The sequence below is a fragment of the Natroniella acetigena genome, from assembly GCF_023227745.1.
GTDB lineage: Bacteria > Bacillota > Halanaerobiia > Halobacteroidales > Halobacteroidaceae > Natroniella > Natroniella acetigena.
This window is the reverse complement of sequence record NZ_JALKBX010000013.1, coordinates 22,920-44,458: the sequence shown is the minus strand read 5'-3', so window position 1 is coordinate 44,458 and position 21,539 is coordinate 22,920. Positions and strand designations below refer to the sequence as shown.

General features: G+C 31.1%; 16 protein-coding genes. All 16 read left to right on the top strand.

The annotated features are described in order from the left end of the window. Nucleotides 1-115: 115 nt before the first annotated feature. On the top strand, nt 116-403 hold the full coding sequence (locus MWH25_RS04820; protein WP_248626433.1) for a Lin0512 family protein: 288 nt from the start codon (nt 116-118) through the stop codon (nt 401-403). Nucleotides 404-495: 92 nt separating this feature from the next. After that, nucleotides 496-1,482 (top strand): thiamine pyrophosphate-dependent dehydrogenase E1 component subunit alpha, encoded by a 987-nt coding sequence (locus tag MWH25_RS04815; protein WP_248626431.1) that lies wholly within the window; start codon nt 496-498, stop codon nt 1,480-1,482. Next, nucleotides 1,482-2,453, top strand: coding sequence for an alpha-ketoacid dehydrogenase subunit beta (locus tag MWH25_RS04810; protein ID WP_282706888.1), 972 nt, complete (start codon nt 1,482-1,484; stop codon nt 2,451-2,453). The genes MWH25_RS04815 and MWH25_RS04810 overlap by 1 nt, the downstream gene beginning before the upstream one ends. Before the next feature lie 47 nt (nt 2,454-2,500). Beyond that, entirely contained in the window at nt 2,501-2,659 is a 159-nt protein-coding gene (locus MWH25_RS04805; RefSeq protein WP_248626429.1) for a hypothetical protein, read from the top strand. A gap of 23 nt (nt 2,660-2,682) precedes the next feature. Beyond that, on the top strand, nt 2,683-3,888 hold the full coding sequence (locus tag MWH25_RS04800; RefSeq protein WP_248626427.1) for a dihydrolipoamide acetyltransferase family protein: 1,206 nt from the start codon (nt 2,683-2,685) through the stop codon (nt 3,886-3,888). Between the two features lie 28 nt (nt 3,889-3,916). Further along, nucleotides 3,917-4,621, top strand: a complete 705-nt coding sequence (lipB, locus tag MWH25_RS04795; protein WP_248626425.1) for a lipoyl(octanoyl) transferase LipB — start codon at nt 3,917-3,919, stop codon at nt 4,619-4,621. Next, nucleotides 4,590-5,447 (top strand): lipoyl synthase, encoded by an 858-nt coding sequence (gene lipA, locus MWH25_RS04790; protein ID WP_248626423.1) that lies wholly within the window; start codon nt 4,590-4,592, stop codon nt 5,445-5,447. Before lipB ends, lipA begins: the two co-directional genes overlap by 32 nt. 74 nt (nt 5,448-5,521) lie before the next feature. Next, nucleotides 5,522-6,907, top strand: coding sequence for a dihydrolipoyl dehydrogenase (lpdA, locus tag MWH25_RS04785; RefSeq protein WP_248626421.1), 1,386 nt, complete (start codon nt 5,522-5,524; stop codon nt 6,905-6,907). A 439-nt stretch (nt 6,908-7,346) separates the two neighbouring features. Then, a complete protein-coding gene (locus MWH25_RS04780; RefSeq protein WP_248626419.1) occupies nt 7,347-8,375 on the top strand; it encodes a DNA cytosine methyltransferase in 1,029 nt (342 codons plus the stop codon). Between the two features lie 104 nt (nt 8,376-8,479). Continuing rightward, nucleotides 8,480-8,887: an NgoPII family restriction endonuclease gene (locus MWH25_RS04775; RefSeq protein WP_248626417.1), complete on the top strand. Its 408-nt coding sequence runs from the start codon at nt 8,480-8,482 to the stop codon at nt 8,885-8,887. 340 nt (nt 8,888-9,227) lie between these two features. Then, the gene (locus MWH25_RS04770) at nt 9,228-13,709 is read left to right on the top strand and encodes an AAA domain-containing protein (protein ID WP_248626414.1); all 4,482 of its coding nucleotides are present in this window, start codon (nt 9,228-9,230) and stop codon (nt 13,707-13,709) included. After that, the gene (locus MWH25_RS04765; protein ID WP_248626412.1) at nt 13,678-15,498 is read left to right on the top strand and encodes a phospholipase D-like domain-containing protein; all 1,821 of its coding nucleotides are present in this window, start codon (nt 13,678-13,680) and stop codon (nt 15,496-15,498) included. The genes MWH25_RS04770 and MWH25_RS04765 overlap by 32 nt, the downstream gene beginning before the upstream one ends. Continuing rightward, nucleotides 15,488-16,606: a coiled-coil domain-containing protein gene (locus MWH25_RS04760; RefSeq protein WP_248626410.1), complete on the top strand. Its 1,119-nt coding sequence runs from the start codon at nt 15,488-15,490 to the stop codon at nt 16,604-16,606. The genes MWH25_RS04765 and MWH25_RS04760 overlap by 11 nt, the downstream gene beginning before the upstream one ends. An 11-nt stretch (nt 16,607-16,617) precedes the next feature. Beyond that, the gene (locus MWH25_RS04755; RefSeq protein ID WP_248626408.1) at nt 16,618-18,597 is read left to right on the top strand and encodes a dynamin family protein; all 1,980 of its coding nucleotides are present in this window, start codon (nt 16,618-16,620) and stop codon (nt 18,595-18,597) included. Between the two features lie 6 nt (nt 18,598-18,603). Next, nucleotides 18,604-20,403: a dynamin family protein gene (locus MWH25_RS04750; protein WP_248626406.1), complete on the top strand. Its 1,800-nt coding sequence runs from the start codon at nt 18,604-18,606 to the stop codon at nt 20,401-20,403. Between the two features lie 201 nt (nt 20,404-20,604). Next, nucleotides 20,605-21,537 (top strand): hypothetical protein, encoded by a 933-nt coding sequence (locus MWH25_RS04745; RefSeq protein WP_248626404.1) that lies wholly within the window; start codon nt 20,605-20,607, stop codon nt 21,535-21,537. Nucleotides 21,538-21,539 lie beyond the last annotated feature (2 nt).

Below are 21,539 nucleotides of genomic sequence, written 5' to 3'. Positions count from 1 at the left end.
TTTTTATTGAACTGATAGGTTTTAGACGTAAAATAAATAATTTTCTGATTATTTGGTATGGAACTTGCAATTAATATTGGGTGAAAGCTAATTTAGTAAAAAGGAGGGAGGGCCAATGGAGCTTGATTATGCAGTTCAGATTGGATCTGGAGTCGACTTACATGGGCAAGATATGACCAAGGCAGCATGTCGAGCAGTTAAAGATGTTATCTCTAATACCTGTCTTAGTGGTGTATTGACCTTATCAAAAACAGGAGAATTAGAAGAAATGATAGTTAATATTTTAATCAGTATTCCTGAGCCTGATAAATTAGATTGTAGTAAAGTTCTTGAGGTAATTCCTTTTGGTAAAAAAGAGATTAAGGTTAAAAAAGGTGGGATGGTAACTGTTAGAATATTTTGATGATACTGACAAGTCTATAGTAGTAGCTAATGCGAGTGTTACAGTTTCTATTGATGTGTAATCTAAATTTAATATAAGGGGGTTGAAAGCTAATGAAAGAAAATAAGGAAGAATTGTTAGAGATGTTAGAAAAGATGTTAGAGATTCGTGAATTTGAAAGTTCAGTACAGCAGTACTTTGCTGAAGGTCAAATTCCAGGTTTTGTACATTTGTATTTGGGAGAGGAAGCTATAGCAGTAGGTGCTTGTAGTGCTCTTAAGGAAGATGATTATATTACAAGTACTCACCGAGGTCATGGACATTTATTGGCTAAGGGTGGAGATGTAAAGAAGATGATGGCTGAAATATTTGGTAAGGTAACAGGTTATAATCGAGGTAAAGGTGGTTCAATGCATATAGCTGATGTAAGTCTTGGCATCTTAGGGGCCAATGGTATAGTAGGAGCAGGACTACCGATTGCAGCAGGTTCTGGTATTTCTAGCCAAATTAATGGTACAGATGCAGTAACAGTCTGTTTCTTTGGGGATGGTGCTTCTAATCGAGGTACTTTCCATGAAACTTTGAATATGGCATCTGTTTGGAACTTACCTATTGTATTTGTTTGTGAGAATAATATGTATGGTATTTCAATGCCGCAGTATCAAAGTGATGGACGGAAGGGCCAAAATATTAAGGATGTAGCTGATAGAGCTGTAGGTTATGGTATTTCTGGAATTACTATTGATGGAAATGATGTATTAGCAGTCAATGAAGCAGTCAATGAAGCTGTAAAAAAGGCCAGAAGTAATGGAGGCCCAAGTTTAATTGAATGTAAAACTTATCGCTGGAGAGGCCACTTTGAAGGTGATCCAACTAATTATCGAGATGATGAAGAGTTAGAAGAATGGAAGAAGAAGGATCCAATTAAGAAATTTAGTAGTTTTTTATTAGATGAAGAGATTATTACTGAAAAAGAGTTTAAGCAAATAAAAGATAAGATTAAAGAAAAAGTTGAAGAAGCAACTAAATTTGCTCAAGAGAGTGCAGAACCAAGTCCGGATGATGTTACAAATAACGTATATTTTGAGGAGGTGGAATAATGAAGAATTTAACTTATGCTGAAGCTTTAAGGGAAGCAATGGCAGAAGAGATGGAAAAGGATAGTTCGGTATTTATAATGGGAGAAGATGTTGGAGTTTTTGGTGGTTGTTTTGGAGTAACAGGAGATTTAGTCCAAAGATTTGGAGAAGATAGAGTAAGGGATACCCCAATTACTGAAACAGCTATTGTTGGTGGTGCTGTAGGTGCAGCAATGACTGGCAGTCGTCCAATAGCTGAACTTATGTTTGCAAGTTTCATGGGAGTTGCTATGGATGAAGTATTTAATCAGGCAGCTAAGATGTGTTATATGACAGGTGGGCAGGCCAAGGTTCCTATGGTACTTAGAACTCCTGTAGGTGGTGGAATAGGAGCTGCTGCTCAGCATTCAGTATGTAATGAATCTTGGGTTGTTGGTATCCCAGGTTTAAAAGTAGTTTTACCTTCAACTCCTGCAGATGCTAAAGGCTTGCTTAAATCTGCTATTCGAGATGATAACCCTGTTATCTTCTTTGAACATAAGGTTTTGTATGAGACTAAAGGAGAGGTACCAGAAGAGGATTATACAATTCCATTAGGTAAAGCTGATATTAAGCGAGAAGGTGATGATGCTACAATTATAGCTACAGGTATGTTTGTTAGGAAAGCTCTAGAAGCAGCAGATCAGCTTGCTAAGGAAGGGATAGAGTTAGAAGTAATTGACCCACGCTCTTTGGTTCCTTTAGATAAGGAAACTATTTTAGCATCTGTTGATAAAACAGGGCGGGCAATAATTGCTACAGAAGAGACTAAAAGAGGTTCCTTTGCTTCAGAAGTAGCAGCCGTAATTTCAGAGGAAGGATTATATTCATTAGAAGCACCAATTTTAAGAGTCTGTAGTGAGGATACTCCAGTTCCATTTAGTACTGTATTAGAACAGGCTTATTTGCCTAGTACTGAAGATATAATTACTGCTGTAAAAAGCTCTCTTTAAGTGGATTTAATAATAGGCTCTAGATCTAGAGTCTATTATTACTATTAATGATTGAAGGTACCTGTGCTGGAATGGCTGCTGGTGGGGTATTTGCTAAATTAAATCAGGCTGAGAGAATTAAACTTGAATCTAAGGCTCCTATTAGGTTTATTGATTATCGAGAGAGTTTAGAGATAGCAGGAAAGAAAGGGTATTTTGATCTATAAAATAGTTTATGGGAGGAATGAAGATGGCTCAAGAAATAGTGATGCCTAAACTTGGTTTAACAATGGAAAAAGGTAAGATTGTTAAGTGGTATAAGCAAGTAGGAGATGAGATAGCTAAAGGAGAAGTGATTTTTGAGGTAGAGACAGAGAAGATTACTAATGAAGTTGAGGCTAATTTTGAAGGTGAGTTGGCTAAAATTATAGAAGAAGAGGGAGCAACTGTAGCTGTTACAGAGGCTGTAGCAGTTATGGCTGAAGCTGGAGAAGATATTGAGCAGGTAGCAGTTAATTATAGTAAAAATGAAAGTAGTAAAGCTAGTAAAGAGGAAGAAGAAAAGGAAGAAGCTCCAAAAAAGAAAGTTAAAAAGAAGGAGAAAAAGAAAAGAAAGAGAATTAAAGTTTCCCCTAAGGCCAAACGAGTAGCTAAAGAAAAAGGTGTAGAAATTGAAGAAGTAGCAAAAATAACTGGAGGCAAAAGAATTACTTCTGATGACATTGATAAGTATCTAGAAGCTCAGGTAGAAAAGAAGGAAGAAGAAACTAAGGCAGAAGAGACTAAAAATAAACAAGATTTATCCCAAATGAGATTAACTATTGCTAATAGATTAGCCCAAAGTTGGAAGGCACCTCATATTTATTTAAGGAGTGAAGTTGAAGTAGATGAGATTATTAGGTTAAGAGAAAAGTTTAAAGAAAATCAAGAGCAAGCTCCTTCTCTAACTGATATTATCAGTAAGGCAGTAATAACAAGCTTAAAGCAACATCCAAATATAAATGCTACTTGGGAAGAGGATAATTATTATCTTCATGATAATATTAATTTAGGATTAGCAGTAGCTGTAGAGGAAGGACTAATTGTTCCAGTAATTAAGAAGGCTCAAAGATATAATTTAATGGAGTTATCTAATCAAACAAAAGAGTTGGCCCAAAAAGGTAGAAATGATAATTTAGATTTAGATAAGCTTCAAGGCGGAACATTTACTATAACTAATTTAGGAATGTATGGAATTGATGAATTTACAGCTATAATTAATCCACCTCAAGTTGCAATTTTAGCAGTAGGAACAATAAAAGATATTTTATATAAGAATGAGGTAGGGGAAATAAGAGAAAAGAAGGTTATGAATTTAACTTTAGGTTTAGACCATAGAGCAATTGATGGTGCAATGGGAGCAGAGTTTTTACAAACACTAAAGAGTTATATTGAAAATCCTGCTTTGATGATTTAAAAATTATACCTTTTAGCAGGTGATAAAAATGGAGTTGAATTTAATTGAAGAATATAATATGAGCTATCAAAAAGCTTATCAATTGCAAAAAGAATTATTTGCTTTACGTAAGCAGGATAAAATTAATGATACACTTTTTTTAACATCACATCCCCATGTCATAACTATGGGTCGTAGTGGGAGTAATAATAATTTATTAATCAATGAAGAAACTTTAGATAAGTTAAATATTGAAGTAATAAATATTGAACGAGGAGGAGATGTTACTTACCATGGGCCAGGTCAAATTGTGGGCTATCCAATTTTAGATTTAAATAATTTCAAACGTGATTTACATTATTATGTACGCAAAATAGAGCAGATTATTATTGCTCTTTTAGCAGATTATGATATTAATGCAGAAAGAATTAAGGGTCTACCTGGAGTGTGGGTTGCTAATGAAAAGATTGCTGCAATCGGTATAGCAGCTCGCAAATGGGTAACTATGCATGGTTTTGCTTTAAATGTAAACCCTGATCTTTCTTACTTTGATTATATAATCCCGTGTGGAATTACTGATAAAAGGGTTACTTCTATGGAAAAAATCTCAAATAAAGACTTAATTTTAGAAGAAGTAGCTCAAAAATTATTAATAAAATTTAAGCAAGAATTTGAGTTTACTAAACTTAAAAAGCAGGAAGTAATTAATGGGAGTGATAATTATGACTACAGCTCCAAATTGGTTAAAGGTTAAGAGTCCAGATCAAGAAAAATTAGAGACTATGAAAAAATTACTTGACTCATTAGGACTTAATACTATCTGTAGAAGTGCTAAATGTCCCAATGCAGGAGAATGCTTTGAAAAAGATACAGCTACCTTTTTAATTTTAGGGCCAAATTGTACTCGAAACTGCCAGTTTTGTGCTGTTGAACATGGTAAATTAAATACTCCTGATATTAATGAGCCAACTAATCTTGCCCAGGCAGTAGAAAAATTAGGTTTAAAGTATGTGGTTATTACTTCTGTGACAAGGGATGATTTAGCTGATTATGGAGCTGAGCAATTTGCTGAAAGTATAAGGGCAATAAAAGAATATAGTTCAGATGTTTTAGTAGAAGTCTTAATTCCTGATCTGCAAGGTGATAAAAAAGCATTAACTAAAATATTAAAAGCTAAGCCTGATGTAGTAGGACATAATTTAGAGACTGTACCTCGCTTATATTCTAAAGCACGTCCTGAAGCAGTTTATAATCGTTCATTAAATGTTTTAAAGAATATAAAAAGGATTAGTCCAAAAATAATAACTAAAACCAGTTTAATATTAGGTTTAGGAGAAACAGAGCAAGAAATTATTAAAGTCTTTCATGATCTTAAGAAAGTAGATTGTGATATTTTAACCTTAGGACAATACTTACAACCTACTACTAAGCAATTGGATATAGATAGATATGTTACTCCAGAGGAGTTTAATCTTTATAGAAAAAAAGCTTTAGAGTTAGGAATTAAAGAAGTTTATGCAGAACCATTAGTTAGAAGTTCCTATCATGCCCATAATGTTTTTAAAAAAATAGATAACTAAATTACAAGTATAGATAAAAGTAGGAAACTAGAGAGATTAATTATTAGTTATTATAGTGTAAAGGAGTGGTAATTTTGCCTGATAGAAGAGTAGATGTTGTGGTCATTGGTGGAGGTCCTGGTGGATATCCAGCTGCTATTCGAGCTGCTCAAAAAGGAAAAAAAGTAATCTTAATTGAAGAAGATAAACTTGGTGGAACTTGTCTTAATCGAGGCTGTATTCCAACAAAAGCTCTCTTGAAGTCTGCTGAAGTAGTTGAAACTATAAAGCAGAGTAAAAAATTTGGAGTTGAAGTTACAGATTATCAGATTGATTTTGCAGGGGTTATGAAATGGAAAGATAATGCTGTTAATAAATTAGTTCAAGGGATAGGACATTTAATGAAAAGCAATCAAATAGAGGTGATTAATGGATATGGGGAAGTTGTAAGCCCAGGCCTAATTAAGGTTAAAACTGAATCCGAAAAGAAAAATATTAAAGCAGAAAATATTATTTTAGCAATGGGTTCTAAACCAGCTTCAGTTCCTATACCAGGTGTTGATGGAAGTAATGTGATTACCAGTAAGGAAGCACTTAAATTAAAAGAGATACCTAATAGCTTGATTATTATCGGAGGGGGAGTAATTGGAGTTGAGTTTGCTTCAGTTTTTTCCACTTTAGGTAGTGAAGTAACAATTATAGAGATGATGGATAGACTAATTCCAAGAGAAGATAAAGAATTAGGATTTGAGTTAGAGAAAGAACTTAAGAAAAAAGGAATTAAGATTAAAACTAATGCCCAAGTTAAAGAGATTAATGGTGGGGAAGAAAAAAGTATAAAATTTAGTATTGATGATCAAGAAAAGGAATTAGAAGCTGCTCAGGTTCTTATTTCAGTAGGTCGCAAACCAAATATTAATGGCATTGAAGCCTTAAATTTAAAGTTAGAGCAGGGTGAAATTCCAGTTAATAAATATTTAGAAACAGAGATTAAAGGTGTCTATGCTATTGGGGATTTACTAGCTTCTCCACAGTTGGCCCATGTTGCTACAGCAGAAGGATTAATTGCTGCAGAAAATATATGTGGAGAAAATAAGGAGATTGATTATAAGGCAGTACCTCGATGTATTTATACTCATCCTGAAGTTGCAGCAGTAGGATTAACAGAAGAAGAGGCTATAGAAGCAGGATATGATCTAAAGATCGGTAAGTTTCCATTTGCAGCTAGTGGAAAGGCTACTGTAATGGGAGAAAGTAATGGTTTTGTAAAGATAATAACTGATAAGGAATTTGATGAGATTTTGGGTGTTCATATTATTGGGCCTCATGCTACAGAATTAATATCTGAGACTACTTTTGCTATTAATTTAGAAGCTATCGGCGAAGAGTTAGCAGAAACAATCCATCCTCATCCTACTCTTTCTGAATCTATTATGGAGGCTGCACATGCTTTAAATAGTGAAGCGATTCATATACCTTAGCAAATTATTAAAAGATTATTTAAGGACATTAGCGTTGCATCGTTTTTTATAAAAAGTTCTTGAAAAAATAAAACTCCTTTGATTAAATGGGTACGTACCCCCAAGTACAAAATCCATTTAATCATGAATAATTGTATCATACTTTTGACCAAACTTCTAGATGATATTGATAAATGAATAGATACTTCTTTGATTTTTTAATATAATGTTCATGCGACTGATTTCCTTTCTTGTATATTTTCTTGGTCGAAGATATAAAGGAGATTGGTCGCATTTTTTATTCAATTTTCTTGTAAAGTGGTGGTGATTAATCAAAAGCAAGTGATAGAATATTTGAGAATAAAAAAATAGAGATTCTGGAATATTATATTGCTGTTGTAATTGTTAATAATATTTGATATAAGTTTGTATAGACTAATTAAATTGTAGGGGGCGTAGTATGACTAATAATAAAGAATTTAAATTAGATGTTGTTTCTTTGTTTTCAGGTTGTGGTGGTTTAGATTTAGGTTTTAAAAAAGCTAATTTTGATGTTGTTTGGGCAAATGAATATAATGAAAAGATTAAAGAAACTTATGAATATAATCATAAAGGTACTGAATTAGATATCAGGTCAATTGTTGATATTGAATCATGTGAAATACCAGAAGCCGATGGTATAATAGGTGGGCCTCCTTGTCAATCTTGGAGTATTGCTGGATCTTTAGGTGGAATTGATGATAATAGAGGGAAACTTTTTTATGAATATATTAGGGTGTTAAGAGATAAAAAGCCGAAGTTTTTTTTTGCAGAGAATGTATCTGGTATTACCTATAAAAATAATATAGATGAGTTTAAAAAGATATTAAGCATAATAGAAGATATCGGTTACAAAGTGGAGTATAAAAAAATTAATGTGGCGGATTATGGTGTTCCACAGACAAGGAAAAGAGTTTTTATTGTTGGCTATAGAAATGATTTGGACTTGATATTTAATTTTGATAATTTGAAACAAAGAGATAGAAAGACTTTACGTGATGCTATTAGTGATTTACCAGAACCTTTACCTGCTAAAGATAAAAATTATACCAATAGTGAAAAATTAGATATTAATGCACATGAATACTATATAGGTGGTTTTTCATCAAGATATATGTCAAGAAATAGAAGAAGAGGTTGGGATGAACAAGCATATACAGTAGAAGCTAGTGGTCGTCATGCTAAAATTCATCCTTCGGCTAAACCAATGGTTAAAGTAGAAAAAGATAATTGGAAATTTCAAGATGATAATTATAGACGATTATCGATTAGAGAATCTGCTAGAATACAGACTTTTCCAGATGATTTTAAGTTTTTTTATGAAAAGCTTAATGATGGATATAAAATGGTAGGGAATGCAGTTCCAGTTAAAATGGCGAAAGTTTTAGCTAAGCAAATTAAGCAAGACTTAAAACTTGTTGGGAAGAGTAATGAAAAAATTACTTTATGATTTTAATAAAATAGTTGATAACTTTTTTAATATAAAGGAAAATTATTTATAATTATACAATTGTTAATTATAGAGTTCATTTTTATATTAAAGGAGTTGGTAAAATGAAGACTAATATTTTAAAAGCATTAGTTAACCTTGATAAGATTAAAGTCAATTGTATTTCAGAAGTATATCAAAGTAAAAATCGTGTTAATCATGTTGGAGATGCATTAGAATATTATATTAAAGATTTATTTTGTAATACCTTTGAGTTAGAAGATGTGAGTGATAAAGAGTATGAATATAGCAATTACTTATCTTATTTAGGAAATCAAAATAATCCACCTGATTTTATAATCGAAAATGGTGCTGCAATAGAAGTAAAGAAGATTGGAAGTCAGGGAGCTAGTATTGCATTAAATAGTTCTTATCCTAAAAACAAATTATATAATGATGATCCAAGAATAACTGATGTATGTCGCAATTGTGAACCTAACAGGTACAAAAGTAACACAATACACATTAGATAGGTTATAATTAGATTTGATCAAGCTCTTATATTAGGCTTTGGAATTGGTATGGCATTAGCTATCTTTAATTAAAGATTAAAGTTGGAAGCAAAGGTTGGAACAAGGTAAAGAAGGGGCTATTATGGGAAGTTTAGTTACTTGGCTATGGGGAGGAACGGCTGGAATAATTGTTGGATTTATCTTCTGTTAATTAGTAGTAGGGTTAAATTATCTTAAAAATAAGAAGTAAAAAAATCTTGTTAAAAATTTACAAATATATGAGATTGGGCTTTTAAAACCTACTTGATAATAGATGTTGATTTAAAAATTGGTGCTTAATGAAATAAAGGTGGTATAGTAAATGTCTAATTATAAAGAAGATCTATTAAGTATTGGTTTGAAAATTATTCTTACCAATACAGCAGTGAAGAATATATATTCTAATATTCTAGAATATATAAGTAATGAAATTGGTAAAGAACATATTGAAACTAATTCCTTTAATAAGAAAGAAGAGATTAGTTATGATCTATTAAAGAAGATACTGTCGCCTAATAAAGAATATCAATCTTATCTTAGAAATGCAGGAGTAGGTAGTGAAGGAGATGATTTGATTGATGTAATTATAGCTACCGATAGTCAAGGAAGTGTAAATAAGGAGTTATTATCATATTTTCCGAAGAAGACAATTGTTTTACGTGGTATTCAACAGGCTAAAGGAAGAGATTCTAATGAATTTATTGTAACCAATTTTTCTTTACTACCTGAGAATATAGGGCAAGATAGTGTTTATAGTATTCCTGCTTTTTTAAGCTTTTATCCGAAGGATATTGCTACATATTATGGCTTAGGAATACCAGATGATATTGTGACTAAAATCAAAGAACTTCCTACTTCTCAAGAGTACTATCATTTGACAAATAAACGTCTGGAAGATTGGCGAAGGTATCTTAATATTAAAGAAAAATTAGCAGAAGATAAATATTTTTCGCTTAATTATCTAGGGTATAAAGAAAATTTAAAAGAAGAGAGTTTAGAGTTCTTTATAGATAAAGATCAAACTTTTAATGAAGCACTTCTAGCTAAAATTAAAAGGAGCATAGGCTATCCTATATATTTAAATAAAGCTAAAAGTCAAGATGATGAAAAAATATATAATAAAGGTCAGATAATAGGAGAGTTAATAGATTTTAATAAGAAGAATATGAGGCTAAGGGTTAGATTGAATGAAGAGTTTTTAGATAGATTAAATAAAATATCAACTCGCCCTCCACAGAGTGGAGTTTTAGAGTACAAGCCTATTGGAGATTTAACAGAGATTAAAAGGCGTAAGAGGGGATTGGAGAAGTTTCGCCAAGGTCAAATGGCAAATATTAATTTAGCAAAGTTTATTTTTGATGCTAAGAAATCAAGACTTCCCTCGAATGATATAAAGTTAGATAGAGAAGCTCTTTTCATTAAAACATTGAATAATAGGCAGTTGAAGGCAGTAGAGAATGCAATTAATACTAAGGATTTATATCTGGTTAAGGGGCCCCCAGGAACAGGTAAGACTACAGTCATAACTGAGATGTGTCATCAGATAGTCAAGCAAGGTAAAAAGGTTTTACTCTCTTCTCAATCAAATTTAGCAGTAGATAATGTTATTGCAAGGTTAATGGAGGTTCCATCAGTTAGAGCTTTAAGATTAGGTTCTTCTGTTGAAAAAGAAGGACTAGCTTATACAGAAGATAAAGTTGTAAAAACTTGGTTGAAAAGTTCTGCCAAGAAAGCAGAATCTAAGATTGAAGAGTGTCGTAAAAGTGTTGATTTTACTAAGAGAGCAAGAGAAATAAAAAGGAGGTTAGTAGGTTATAAGAAAAGCTTAGAGAAGAAGAAAGAGGCTGAGGATAATCTAAGAAAAGAAGAAGAATGGAAGAGAAAGTTACTTAAAGAGTTAAATCAAATTAATAGAGATACTGATAAATATCAAGAGGTTATAAACTCTTTAGAATCTATTATAGATAATTTTTTGCAACAAGACTTAGCTCAGAAAGAGACAAAGGATTTAGAAGAGCTATTAGCTATAAATGATAATTACATAAAATTTATTGAAAACCTAGATTCTATTCTAAAATATTTAAATAAGATTAATGAATCTAATATGAGACCTAATTTATTAAAATTAGATTTCAACAGAATATATGAAGTAGCTCAGAAGGCTTATCATTTAAAAGCTACTATTCTCAAAGGTTATGAAGAAGAGTCAAAGATATATGCAAATATAGAAGAAGAGATTAATAATATCTCAAAAATTCAACAAGAATTTAGTAACAATAAGTTTGAGAAACTCATTAATAAGAAGGAAGAATTAACTAATAAGATAGAAGTTTTAAATGAAAGATTATCAGATGAGAAATTAAACTATGCAAAGCTACAAAGTTATCAAGAAAGTTTAAAACAGAGGGAGTTGGATGTAGATAAATGGCTTGATAATATATCTCCTACTGCAATTGATTTGGGAATGTTAGATAATTTGATCGATAATCTTAATAATTCTTTGCCTGTTAATTTATACAGGGGAGAGATTGATGAAGAATTATTTAAAGTGATTTGGAGTAGAAGTAAAGGTGGAGTAGAAAAGAAGTTGTCAGTCTTACGGAATAATTATGAAAACTATGATGAATTTATTTTAGCAGCTAATCAGCTAGAAGCCATTATTGATTTAAATGAATCTTTTATCACTAAGCTAAGAGCTAAGTTACTAGACCAAGGTTATTCTCAAAATGCCCTTAAATCTTTATTAAAACCAAAGGTATTTTCAATTCAAGCAGAGAATAAACTTTTTGATTATATAAAGAGAGTTGATAAGAGTTATTGGAAGGGAAAAAAGGGAGCATATATCGATTTAAGCGTTATTGGTCAAAGTTATTTAGATAGTAAAGATAATAAGAAGCTTGAAAGGGCTTTTGAAAATTTCTCTGAATTTAATTTTAAGGTTAAGAAGTCATATAAAAAACTTAAAAGAAATATTAAAGAGCAAGAGAGCTTAATGACAGGATTAAAATTGAAAGTAGTTGAAATAATCTTTGAAGGTTTAGAAGGAAGTTCTATAGAATTTATTGAGAAGATAGAACAGGATATAGATAGAGTTAGTGCTGAACTTATATCTGTAAAGGAGAGAAGAAACTTTCTTAATCAAGAGATTTCAAAGCAAAGCGATTTATCAACTAGATTAAAAGAAGAAATAAATTATAGTTTTACTAAGATAAAGAGACTTTTAAATAATCTTCCATCAAATAATGAAATTTTTGCTTCATTACAAATACATACTCATAGTTTATTATCTTCTGATTTAAAAGATTTGACTTCCTTTATTCGAAAGTGGAATAAAGAGTATTTAGAGGCCAAAGAGATAGCTAAGGAGTTAAGAAAGAGTAAATTCATGAACTATCTAAATGATTCCTTAATAGAGGTTAAAGATAAAATCAATAATGATCTTAAAGATAAATCTATCAAAAAAGAAGAATTATCTGAAGAGATAACTATCATAGAAGAGAAGATACTTACTTATAATGAGGAGTTAAAGGAGATTAAAGAAAAACTAAGTCTCGATCTTAATTGGTGGGAAAAAAACTTTAACCAATTAGATTATTTTGATCAAGATATTATTAATAGAAGATTAGAAACCGATAATTTAGATTCTTTAAGTTTTATTAACTTTATTATTAGTAAATTAGAGGGTGTTAATAGAGGTTATAATGCTAACTCTAGTTATATTAATCGTTTTTCAGATCTAGTTAGTAGTTGGAAGAAGAAGAGTAAAGATATTAGTAAGGTTGATGAATTTGCTTTAAAAGAGATTTATATCAAAAATGTTAATGTAATTGGTAGTACTTGTTCTAATACTGGTGCTAAAAGATTCATTGAAGAGTATGATGACTTTGATTATGTAATAGTAGATGAAATTAGTAAAGCTACCCCACCAGAATTGATCTTGCCCTTGTTAAAAGGGAAGAAACTGATTTTAATTGGTGATGATAAGCAGTTGCCTCCTATGATTCATGCGAACACCCTAGATGAGTTGGCTGAAGAACTTAAGGTAGATAAAAAAGAAGTAGATCATATTAAGAGATCTTTATTTGCTGAGCTATGGAAAGCTGCAGATGAAGAGAATAAGACTATGCTAAATATTCAGTATAGAATGCATCCAGATATTATGGCTGTTATTAATCAATTTTATGGAGGAGAGTTAGAATCAGGACTAGAAAATCCAAACCAAGATAGAAAGCATGAATTTAAGCTACCATATATCTCAGAAAGTAATCATAACATATGGATTGATTTGCCTTTAAGTGAGTATTTCTATGAAGAAAAGTTGGGAACTTCATATAAGAATAGTGCTGAACTTCAAATTATCGAAAAGGTTGTGTCAGACCTTGATCAAGAATGGGCCAAGAAAGTAGCACAAGGAGCTGAAATTAAGAAAGTAGGGCTGATAACATTTTATAGTGCTCAGGCAAGGTTATTAAGTCATAGATTTCTTAATAATGATAATTATCCTAATTTGGAATTTAGAGTCGGTACAGTCGATAGGTTTCAAGGAATGGAAAGAGATATAGTTATTGTTAGTATGGTCAGAAATAACCCCAATAATGCTATAGGATTTGCTAGAAGTCCAGAAAGAATAAATGTAGCTTTATCTAGAGCTAAAGAACTATTAGTATTAGTAGGCAGCACCCAATTGTTTTGTCATGAATCTAGTCATAGTAGTGCAACTAAGATATATAGTAATATTGCTAGTATTATCAATAGCAAAGGGGGGATAATTAATGTTTCAAAGCTCGGTAAAGGTGGACTCTAAACTAGAGCAGGTGGTAAGGGAAGTAGAAAACAAATCTATTGGATATAATACCTTAACAGCAAAGTACTATAATTTTCCTATCGTTCGAGAAAAAGTCAAATTGGAGGTAAAGAGAGCTAAAAGAATTAATTTGTTAGAAGAGCATATATTATTGGCTGGGAGTACCATTACCCCTCCTCCAAGCATTGATGAGTTATCTCACGTATTGGCTTTAGATAAGGTCTTTGTTAACAATCAATGTACTAATTTAGTTAAAAATGACTTACTTTGCAAAGAAGAGATACCTTTTATTATAACTACTGAAAAAGGGAAAAAAATTCTTAAAAAGAAGGTTCGAGAAGATATAGAAGTAGTAGAGCAAGAGATATTTAATGACCCTTTAACTGCTAAATTTCGTATAGTAGATGATATAGTTAGACCTAGTATAGATATTAACAATAAAGAGGTTAAGGACATCTTTGCTTTTAATAAGATTATTAAATTTTTAAAAGATAAGCCAATGCAATCTAAGCTTACTTTAAATCAGATGAATAACCTATTTAAGAATCAAGAGAACTCTTTCTTTAGTAATAATGGTCAAAGGGTTCAGAAAGTGCTCGATAGAGAAGTGCTACAGGTAGAGAAGCGATTATTTGGAATCATTGTAATTCATGATATTGTTGAAGATAAACTCTTATTTAGACTTTATAATCCACTTACTAATAGCTTTGAGTTAGAATATGAAGATAGATTTAATCAGTTAAATGATGATCAAGATCAACTTTTTGATGATTCATTTATCAATAAAGTTTTTGAGGACTTATCTATAGTGAAATTAGGCACTGATAGAGAAGAGAATGTAGATAAAGCTGAATATGAAAAGAGAGTCCAAGATATTGCTAAAGAAAAGATGGGTAAAATTAGAGAACAGGCATTTAATAGTAATATTGAAGATGATATTCAAGAAGATGAACTTAGTATTAAATATATTAGTGATGCCAAGATTAGACCTAAGTATTTGGAGTTGCTTAAGTCTGCTACTAATGATGTGGTTATTCTCTCGGGATGGATAAATAAGCAGACAGTTGATGATGATTTTATTGAGTTATTAAAAGGTTTGGCAAAAAGAAGGGTCTTAATTGTCATGGCCTGGGGGATAGAAAAACGTGCATCTAATAGTAATCTTAAACTTAACAGAGAAATGAGTAGAAGGTTATCTAAAATTAAGACCCCAGAAGGAGTTAATGCAGTTTCTTTGTTATTAGTAGGTAATCAACATAAAAAAGAGGTAATAGTTGATAGGAAGTTTCACCTTTTAGGTTCACACAATTGGCTTTCTTATCGTGGCGATTATAACATTAGAGGTGAATCAGTTTTATACAATGAAATACCAAGGGTTATCAATAAGGCTTTTGAAGAGAAGAAGAAAATCTGTTCAAAAAAATTAGATGATTATTTATTTAATTATTTAAGAAATGATCGGATTGAGGGCAAGACTCAACTTTCTATATCTGCTTGGGTAGTCTTAAGATTAGAAAATGACCTCTTAAATAAGGTCGAGGATATTTTAAATAGAGATATAGAGAAGAAAGAAGTTCTTTTGAAATACATAATTAAGGTATCTTTAGCCTTAGAAAGTAGAGCATTAAATGGGGGGGATCATCAATTAAAAGAGTATATAAAAGAAGTAAAGCGATTAATTGATAAATTTAAATTAGGTACGGTAGAGATAGGAGAGGAAGTTTTTGATCTTGTAGGAATCATTGAAGGATTGGCTATAAAAATGGAGGAGAGTAATAATGTTAAATAAAGAAGATAAAAGGTTAGTAAAAGAATTTTCTCAAATTATAGAAGGCGTATCAACAACAGTTATAGATAGATCCTTAAAAAAAGTTATAAGAGAATCAGCTGAGGAGTTTAAAGGAGAGGTTGTCTCCCTTTCTGATAAGGTAGAAGGAAGGTTTAAAGATATTAATACTGAGATAGATAGTCGCTTAAATAGTAATGACAAAACATTAAAGAAGATACAAGAAGAGGTTTCGATAGTAGATAGACTACTTAAAGAATTAATTGAAAAGAAATCAGGTCAATTCATGAGAAAATTAAGTCTTTTATCAGACAAGGTTGATAATGAAGTTGATGGATTGAATAATAGGATTGTCAATCGTTTAGATAAAAGTGGCCGAATAGTAGATAAATTAGAAGAAGAAGGTAGTAAGTTAGAAGAGATGTTTAGAGGTACAGAGGTTTTAGTAGAAACAATGAAGGAACTTGAATCTACAAGTAGGCTGTTAAGTTTATTAGAGAATATGGAATCAAGTGTAGAGAATATTAGTGATTCCAATCAAAAGTTCATTGAGACAATTAAGGTAGGAAAGGCAGAACTACAAGAACAGAGAGAAGATTTACAAGAAGCTATTAGCTTATATAAGAGTCAAAGTGATAAATTAATTGAGCAGTATGATTATTTTAGAGAGGCTCATAATAAGATAATTGGTGAATTAGCAAGTGAAGCAATAAAGATTCAAGAAAAATGGGATGCGGATTTAGAGGATCTTTTAAGTAATATAGAAGAAGTTTATAAAAACTTACTTTCTTTTAATAAAAAATTAGGTAAGAGTATTGATACAATCGATGTTAGATTTGAAGTATTAAACAAAAGAGTTGATAAGAAGTTAGAGAGTAATATAAAGGTTTTTGAGGATAGCTTAGATAGCTTGAAAGAAGAGCTTAAGATATACATATCTGATAAGTTGGAAGAGGAGTCGAAAATCATAAAATCTCATTCTGAAGATATTATTTCTCAGGTAGAAAAATCTCATAAAAAGACTTATGATTATATGGCTAAGTCAAGATTTATTTTTATATCTATGAATTTAGTCTTCTTTTCTATTATTATATATTTATTATTTATATAAGTGGTGATATTATGACAATGGAAATAAATAATACAAAAACTGAAGAGATGATGCTTAATTTCTTTCATAGGGTAGTAAAAAAGAGGGATACAGTTATAAAAGAGTCTTTACAAGAGAAGATATATTATTATAGTGATGAGATTTTAAAGAGTATTAAAGAAATACGTTTTTCTTCTAGACCTAAGCTCTTAGAACTTTGTATTGATGAAATTGAAGAGAAGGCCAATCAGATGTATGTTTTAGGGGAGAAATTAGAAGAACCTTTTTTAATTTTTGCTATAGGTATGGGTAAGTATGGAAAATCAACCCTGGTTAATGCTTTGGTAGGAAAAAGGGTTGCTGAGGTTGATGAACTGCCAAAGACTTGGAAAATTGATATTTTTGAAGCTTCAAATTCAGGGGATTTGGTAGAAATTATCTTTAGAGATGGTAGTAGCAAGAAGTATACTCGCAAAGAAGCTAAAAGTTATATAGCAAATGAAGAAAGAAAGAGAGAAGAGTCAGAGTTTAAAATAGATGATAAATTCTATAAGTTAAGTAAAGAGTTAGATACAATAGAAGCTAAAGAAGAGTTGCGGGAGAAGTTAACTAAAAAAGAGTTGTATAAATCAGATATCGTAGAGGTACACTGGCCTTGCCAAGTTGATAACAATTCATTATTGAATAAATTTCGAGTAGTAGATACTCCTGGCTTGTGGCAAGAGAGTGCAGAGGATGAAACTCAAGAAGATTTAAGAGAGTATTATCATAAAGCTGATGGTGTTTTATGGATGCTTGATGCAACAACTTTAGCCTCACAACAGCCTAAAAAGTTATTAGATGAGTTGGATAAAGCCTTAGATAAGATTGGTGGAAAAGTAGATAATGTAATTGGAATCTTAAATAGAATAGACCTTGTACGTAAGAATAATCCAGAGAATGTAAAGCGGGTTATTAAACAAGCTAAAGAAATATTTGATGGTTATTTTTATGATATTGTTCCAGTTTCTGCTAAAGAAGCTATAGATGGATTGGAGCAAAATGATTATTCTTTATATAAAAAGAGTGGATTTTCTGATTTGAGAAGGAGTATAGATAGTTATTTTCTGCGTAAAGCATCAAGAATACAGAGTGAAAGTAAGTTAAATGGGTTAAAGGGGTATTTAAGAGATATTAAGGAAGTTATAATAGGCTATAAATATAGATTAGAAGAGGATGAGAAAAAAAGAAAGAAATTAAAGAAAGAATTAAGGAAGTGTATTAATCAAGAAAAAGAAAAGATGAAAAATATATTAGAAGATATCTTAAAAAATTATAAAAATAAGGTTTTAATGAATATAGAGTCTTATGCAGAAAAATTATTTGATTACGATGAAAGTAATCAAGATAAGTGTGAAAGGTTTGTAAGGAATGATATTTTTCTTGAAGATCATATAACCGGTGAGTTAAATAGTTTTCATAGAAGGTATAATAAGTCAAGTAACCTTATCTTACAGAAGATGATTAGAGAAGCAAAATTTTCAGAATTCAAGCATATTAATAAAAATTCTACCTTGATTACCCGTGAGTTTGCTCATGATTATAATAAAAAGTGGGAATTAAATAATATTAATATGTCTAAAGATTCTACTTTAGGAAGCATTAGTGCTATAGTGGCTGGAGGTTTTTTGCTAGGGCCAGTTGGGATAGTTTTAGGTCTTGTGGCTAATTCTCTAGGGTTAGTTAAATGGGCTGTAGTTAAGTTTAAATTACCCAAGTTAAAGAAGAAGTTAAGAGCAAAGCTTAATGAGAGTATTAACAGTATTAGAATTAGGGTTAATCAGGATATAGATCGTGATTTTGTGAACATCTCTAAAAAGGCTACCAAGGTAAGAGAAGAGAGTTTTGCTGCATTACATGGTCCATCTAAAGACTATAAAAAAATAATTACTAAGTTAAATCAAATAAAGTTCTTAGAAAGGGCAAGGCTAAATTTAGAAGTGGATATGCTAGAATTAATAAAGAAAGGGTGATTATTTATGAATTTAGTAGATCTTTTAAATCAATCTCAAGATTATATTGATGATTCACCTTTATATAATATTAACTTAGATATAGAGGAGTATGGTGATGATCTAAATATAGAAGATACTATTAATAAATATAAAGAACAAATAACTGTTTTGAAGGATAAGTTAAAGGCTCCTATGAATGTAGTTGTTATGGGAGAAGTAAAGGCTGGAAAGTCGACATTATTAAATGCTATTATTGGGGATGAAGTATGTCCCGTCGATGTATTAGAAGCTACTGCCACAATAACAGACATACATTACTCACCTAAAGAAAAAGCTGCAATCTATAAAGGGGGGGAGTTAGAGGAAGTTGGCATGATTGATGAGATAAATCAGATATTAATAGATCATCAAGGGGAAGAAGAATTCTTCGAAGAGGATATTCTATCATCTATAGGTATTCCAATGGAGTCATTAAATGAATTTCATTTAGTAGATACCCCTGGTTTATCTACTATTACTGAATCTAATGTAGCTAAGACTAAAAATTTCATTCAAGAATCTGATGTTGTTCTTTGGGTTTTTAATGCTAATCATTTGGGCCAAAGTGATGTTAAAGAAGAGTTAGCAAATGTAGCTAGATTAGGTAAACCTGTTATTGGAATTATTAATCGGATCGATGAAATAGAGGCTGATCCTAGGAGAATAAAACAGTATATTCAGAGAAACCTTGGTCTTTATTTGAGAGATATTTTTATGACTAGTGGTTTAAAAGCCTTTGAAGCTAGAAAGAATGATAATCAAAAACTTCTTAAGGAGAGCGGGCTAACAGATCTATTAGACTATTTACGAGAAGAGATAGAAGTGAAATCAGAAGAGATACATAATGATAGTATTGCATCTTCTAGTCAAGCCAATCTACGTCATTATATTAAATTTAATGAGATGTATATTGATAAGATTGACTTTGTTAAGGAGAAGATAGATGAGTATACAAAGGATCTTGAAAAGGAGAAGTTACGAATAGTAAATAATCTAGAGTTATTAATCTTAAATAAATTTAATAATGAATTATTTGAAGAGGAAAGAAGAAAGATTTTAAGTTTAGCAGATAAATTATCGTTATTCTCTAAGGATGTAACTCAAGAAGATATAAAAGATACTATGAGAGAATACTTCAATGAAGATGCTGTTAAATCTTGGTGGAGTAAAATGGAATCGAGGCTAGAAAGAAATATCAAAAAAGAATGGAATAAAGTTACACAAGAGATGGATGAAAAGTTAAGTAGTGAATTTAAGCAATTAGCAACTAAACATAAGAGATTGTTAATAGAGAATAGAGATGATGAGCTATTCTTTCAATCAGATTTTAATATCTGGAGTGGTGTAGGTGAAGGTGCTGCTATTGCTGGGATAGGAGGTTTAGGTATGGCTGCATATTCAGCTTTTTTAGGTCCAGCGGCAGCATCTGTAACTCTAGGATATGCTATCGGAGCTATTGTACCACCATTGGCTATTGGTGGAGGTGCACTTTTTGCTGGTTATAAATTATTGAATAAAGATAAGAATAATAAAGAGATAAAGAGGGATTTATATGCTAAAATTAATGGTTTAAAGAGAAGGCTTAAGGATGAGTGGATTGAAGGTGAGGTTTTACCTAGTATTGATGAAGAAAACGATAAGGTTTGTACAGAGATAAAAGAAAAATTTGCAAAAAAGATTTCTGCAGGATTATCAAGTAAAGAATTAGATCAATTGATTTTTGATATAAAAGAACATATAAAGAGAGGAAATTCGTTATTAGCAGAATTTGAGCTTGATAATTAATTTTATAAGTTATTTATTGGATAAAATTTATTTTAGTAGTAAGAGTACATTGCTGATGATAAATTTCAATTGTTTAAAATTACACCTTTTTTCAAAACTATCTTTAGAATTGATAGTTAAAAACTTAGAAAATGACTTATTAAATAATTATGCCTTAATTATAGATGAATATAAAATTTAAAGTAGAGCTGGAGTGGTAAGATGCTAATTTTATTACTGATTTTAAACTTAATATTAAGTTTCTTTTTAGTTATATATATATTTAAAGTTAATAAGAAGATGGGTTATTATCTAGGAGATCAATTAGGTGAAGTTAATCTAAAATCCTACCATAGAAGATCAGATCAGTTTAAGAAGGAAGGGAATGATCTATTAGCTCGGATGGTCTTGAAGAATGCCTTTATTCATCAGCCTGCTAACCGAAGTGTCTTTACGGAATATATAGATTATGTACTGGAAAAAATAGATAGTAGCTCTGAGCAAGAGCAGCAGAGAAGTTACTTAGCTGAAGCATTTGAAGCTCTATTTACCTTTAGCGAGTATGCTGAACTGAATGATTTTAATCTGATAGAGGATTATCAGGAAAAGTTAGAAGGGATTAGAGAGGAGCTAGGAAGAGAAGGCCAAGAAGAGATTAGAGCTAGAAATCAGAAACTTCTTAAGCAATTACAGGAGTTAGTTGAGAAGTTAGAGGAAGTAGATGGAGAAAGTGAGATTAGAGAGATTTTAGAGGAAGCGACAAGGATAGAGGAAAGGTTAGAATTTGAATTCTTTACTGCTGATGATAACAAGTGCTATAAAGACTTACAGAAGTCTTTTGAGAGGTTAGCTGTAAGTAAAGGTGAAAACTTAAATCAGAATAATTATCAACAGTACAATCAAGAGGTTGTAACTAGAATCAATAATATCTTTACTGAAGTCAGTAATCATGAAAAGGATTATAAGAAAGGTAAAAAGGATATAATTGAATTGGTTAAAGATGATTTAGCGACTGTCAATACTGAGTATTTAACCTCTGAGGCTCTGACCTATTTCAATCATGTCTATAATTATATCTTTACTCTTATCTCAGATGAGAAGAAGTTTGAACTGACTAAGGTGATGACTACTACTCGAAAGGATCTAGTGGGGTGAGT

Coding starts and splice junctions, on each gene's coding strand:
- MWH25_RS04760 (WP_248626410.1), top strand. CDS start 15,488: ATGTTAAATAAAGAAGATAAAAGGTTAGTAAAAGAATTTTCTCAAATT.
- MWH25_RS04745 (WP_248626404.1), top strand. CDS start 20,605: ATGCTAATTTTATTACTGATTTTAAACTTAATATTAAGTTTCTTTTTA.
- MWH25_RS04800 (WP_248626427.1), top strand. CDS start 2,683: ATGGCTCAAGAAATAGTGATGCCTAAACTTGGTTTAACAATGGAAAAA.
- lipB (WP_248626425.1), top strand. CDS start 3,917: ATGGAGTTGAATTTAATTGAAGAATATAATATGAGCTATCAAAAAGCT.
- MWH25_RS04765 (WP_248626412.1), top strand. CDS start 13,678: ATGTTTCAAAGCTCGGTAAAGGTGGACTCTAAACTAGAGCAGGTGGTA.
- MWH25_RS04755 (WP_248626408.1), top strand. CDS start 16,618: ATGACAATGGAAATAAATAATACAAAAACTGAAGAGATGATGCTTAAT.
- MWH25_RS04815 (WP_248626431.1), top strand. CDS start 496: ATGAAAGAAAATAAGGAAGAATTGTTAGAGATGTTAGAAAAGATGTTA.
- MWH25_RS04810 (WP_282706888.1), top strand. CDS start 1,482: ATGAAGAATTTAACTTATGCTGAAGCTTTAAGGGAAGCAATGGCAGAA.
- MWH25_RS04820 (WP_248626433.1), top strand. CDS start 116: ATGGAGCTTGATTATGCAGTTCAGATTGGATCTGGAGTCGACTTACAT.
- MWH25_RS04770 (WP_248626414.1), top strand. CDS start 9,228: ATGTCTAATTATAAAGAAGATCTATTAAGTATTGGTTTGAAAATTATT.
- lipA (WP_248626423.1), top strand. CDS start 4,590: ATGACTACAGCTCCAAATTGGTTAAAGGTTAAGAGTCCAGATCAAGAA.
- MWH25_RS04780 (WP_248626419.1), top strand. CDS start 7,347: ATGACTAATAATAAAGAATTTAAATTAGATGTTGTTTCTTTGTTTTCA.
- MWH25_RS04775 (WP_248626417.1), top strand. CDS start 8,480: ATGAAGACTAATATTTTAAAAGCATTAGTTAACCTTGATAAGATTAAA.
- MWH25_RS04805 (WP_248626429.1), top strand. CDS start 2,501: ATGATTGAAGGTACCTGTGCTGGAATGGCTGCTGGTGGGGTATTTGCT.
- MWH25_RS04750 (WP_248626406.1), top strand. CDS start 18,604: ATGAATTTAGTAGATCTTTTAAATCAATCTCAAGATTATATTGATGAT.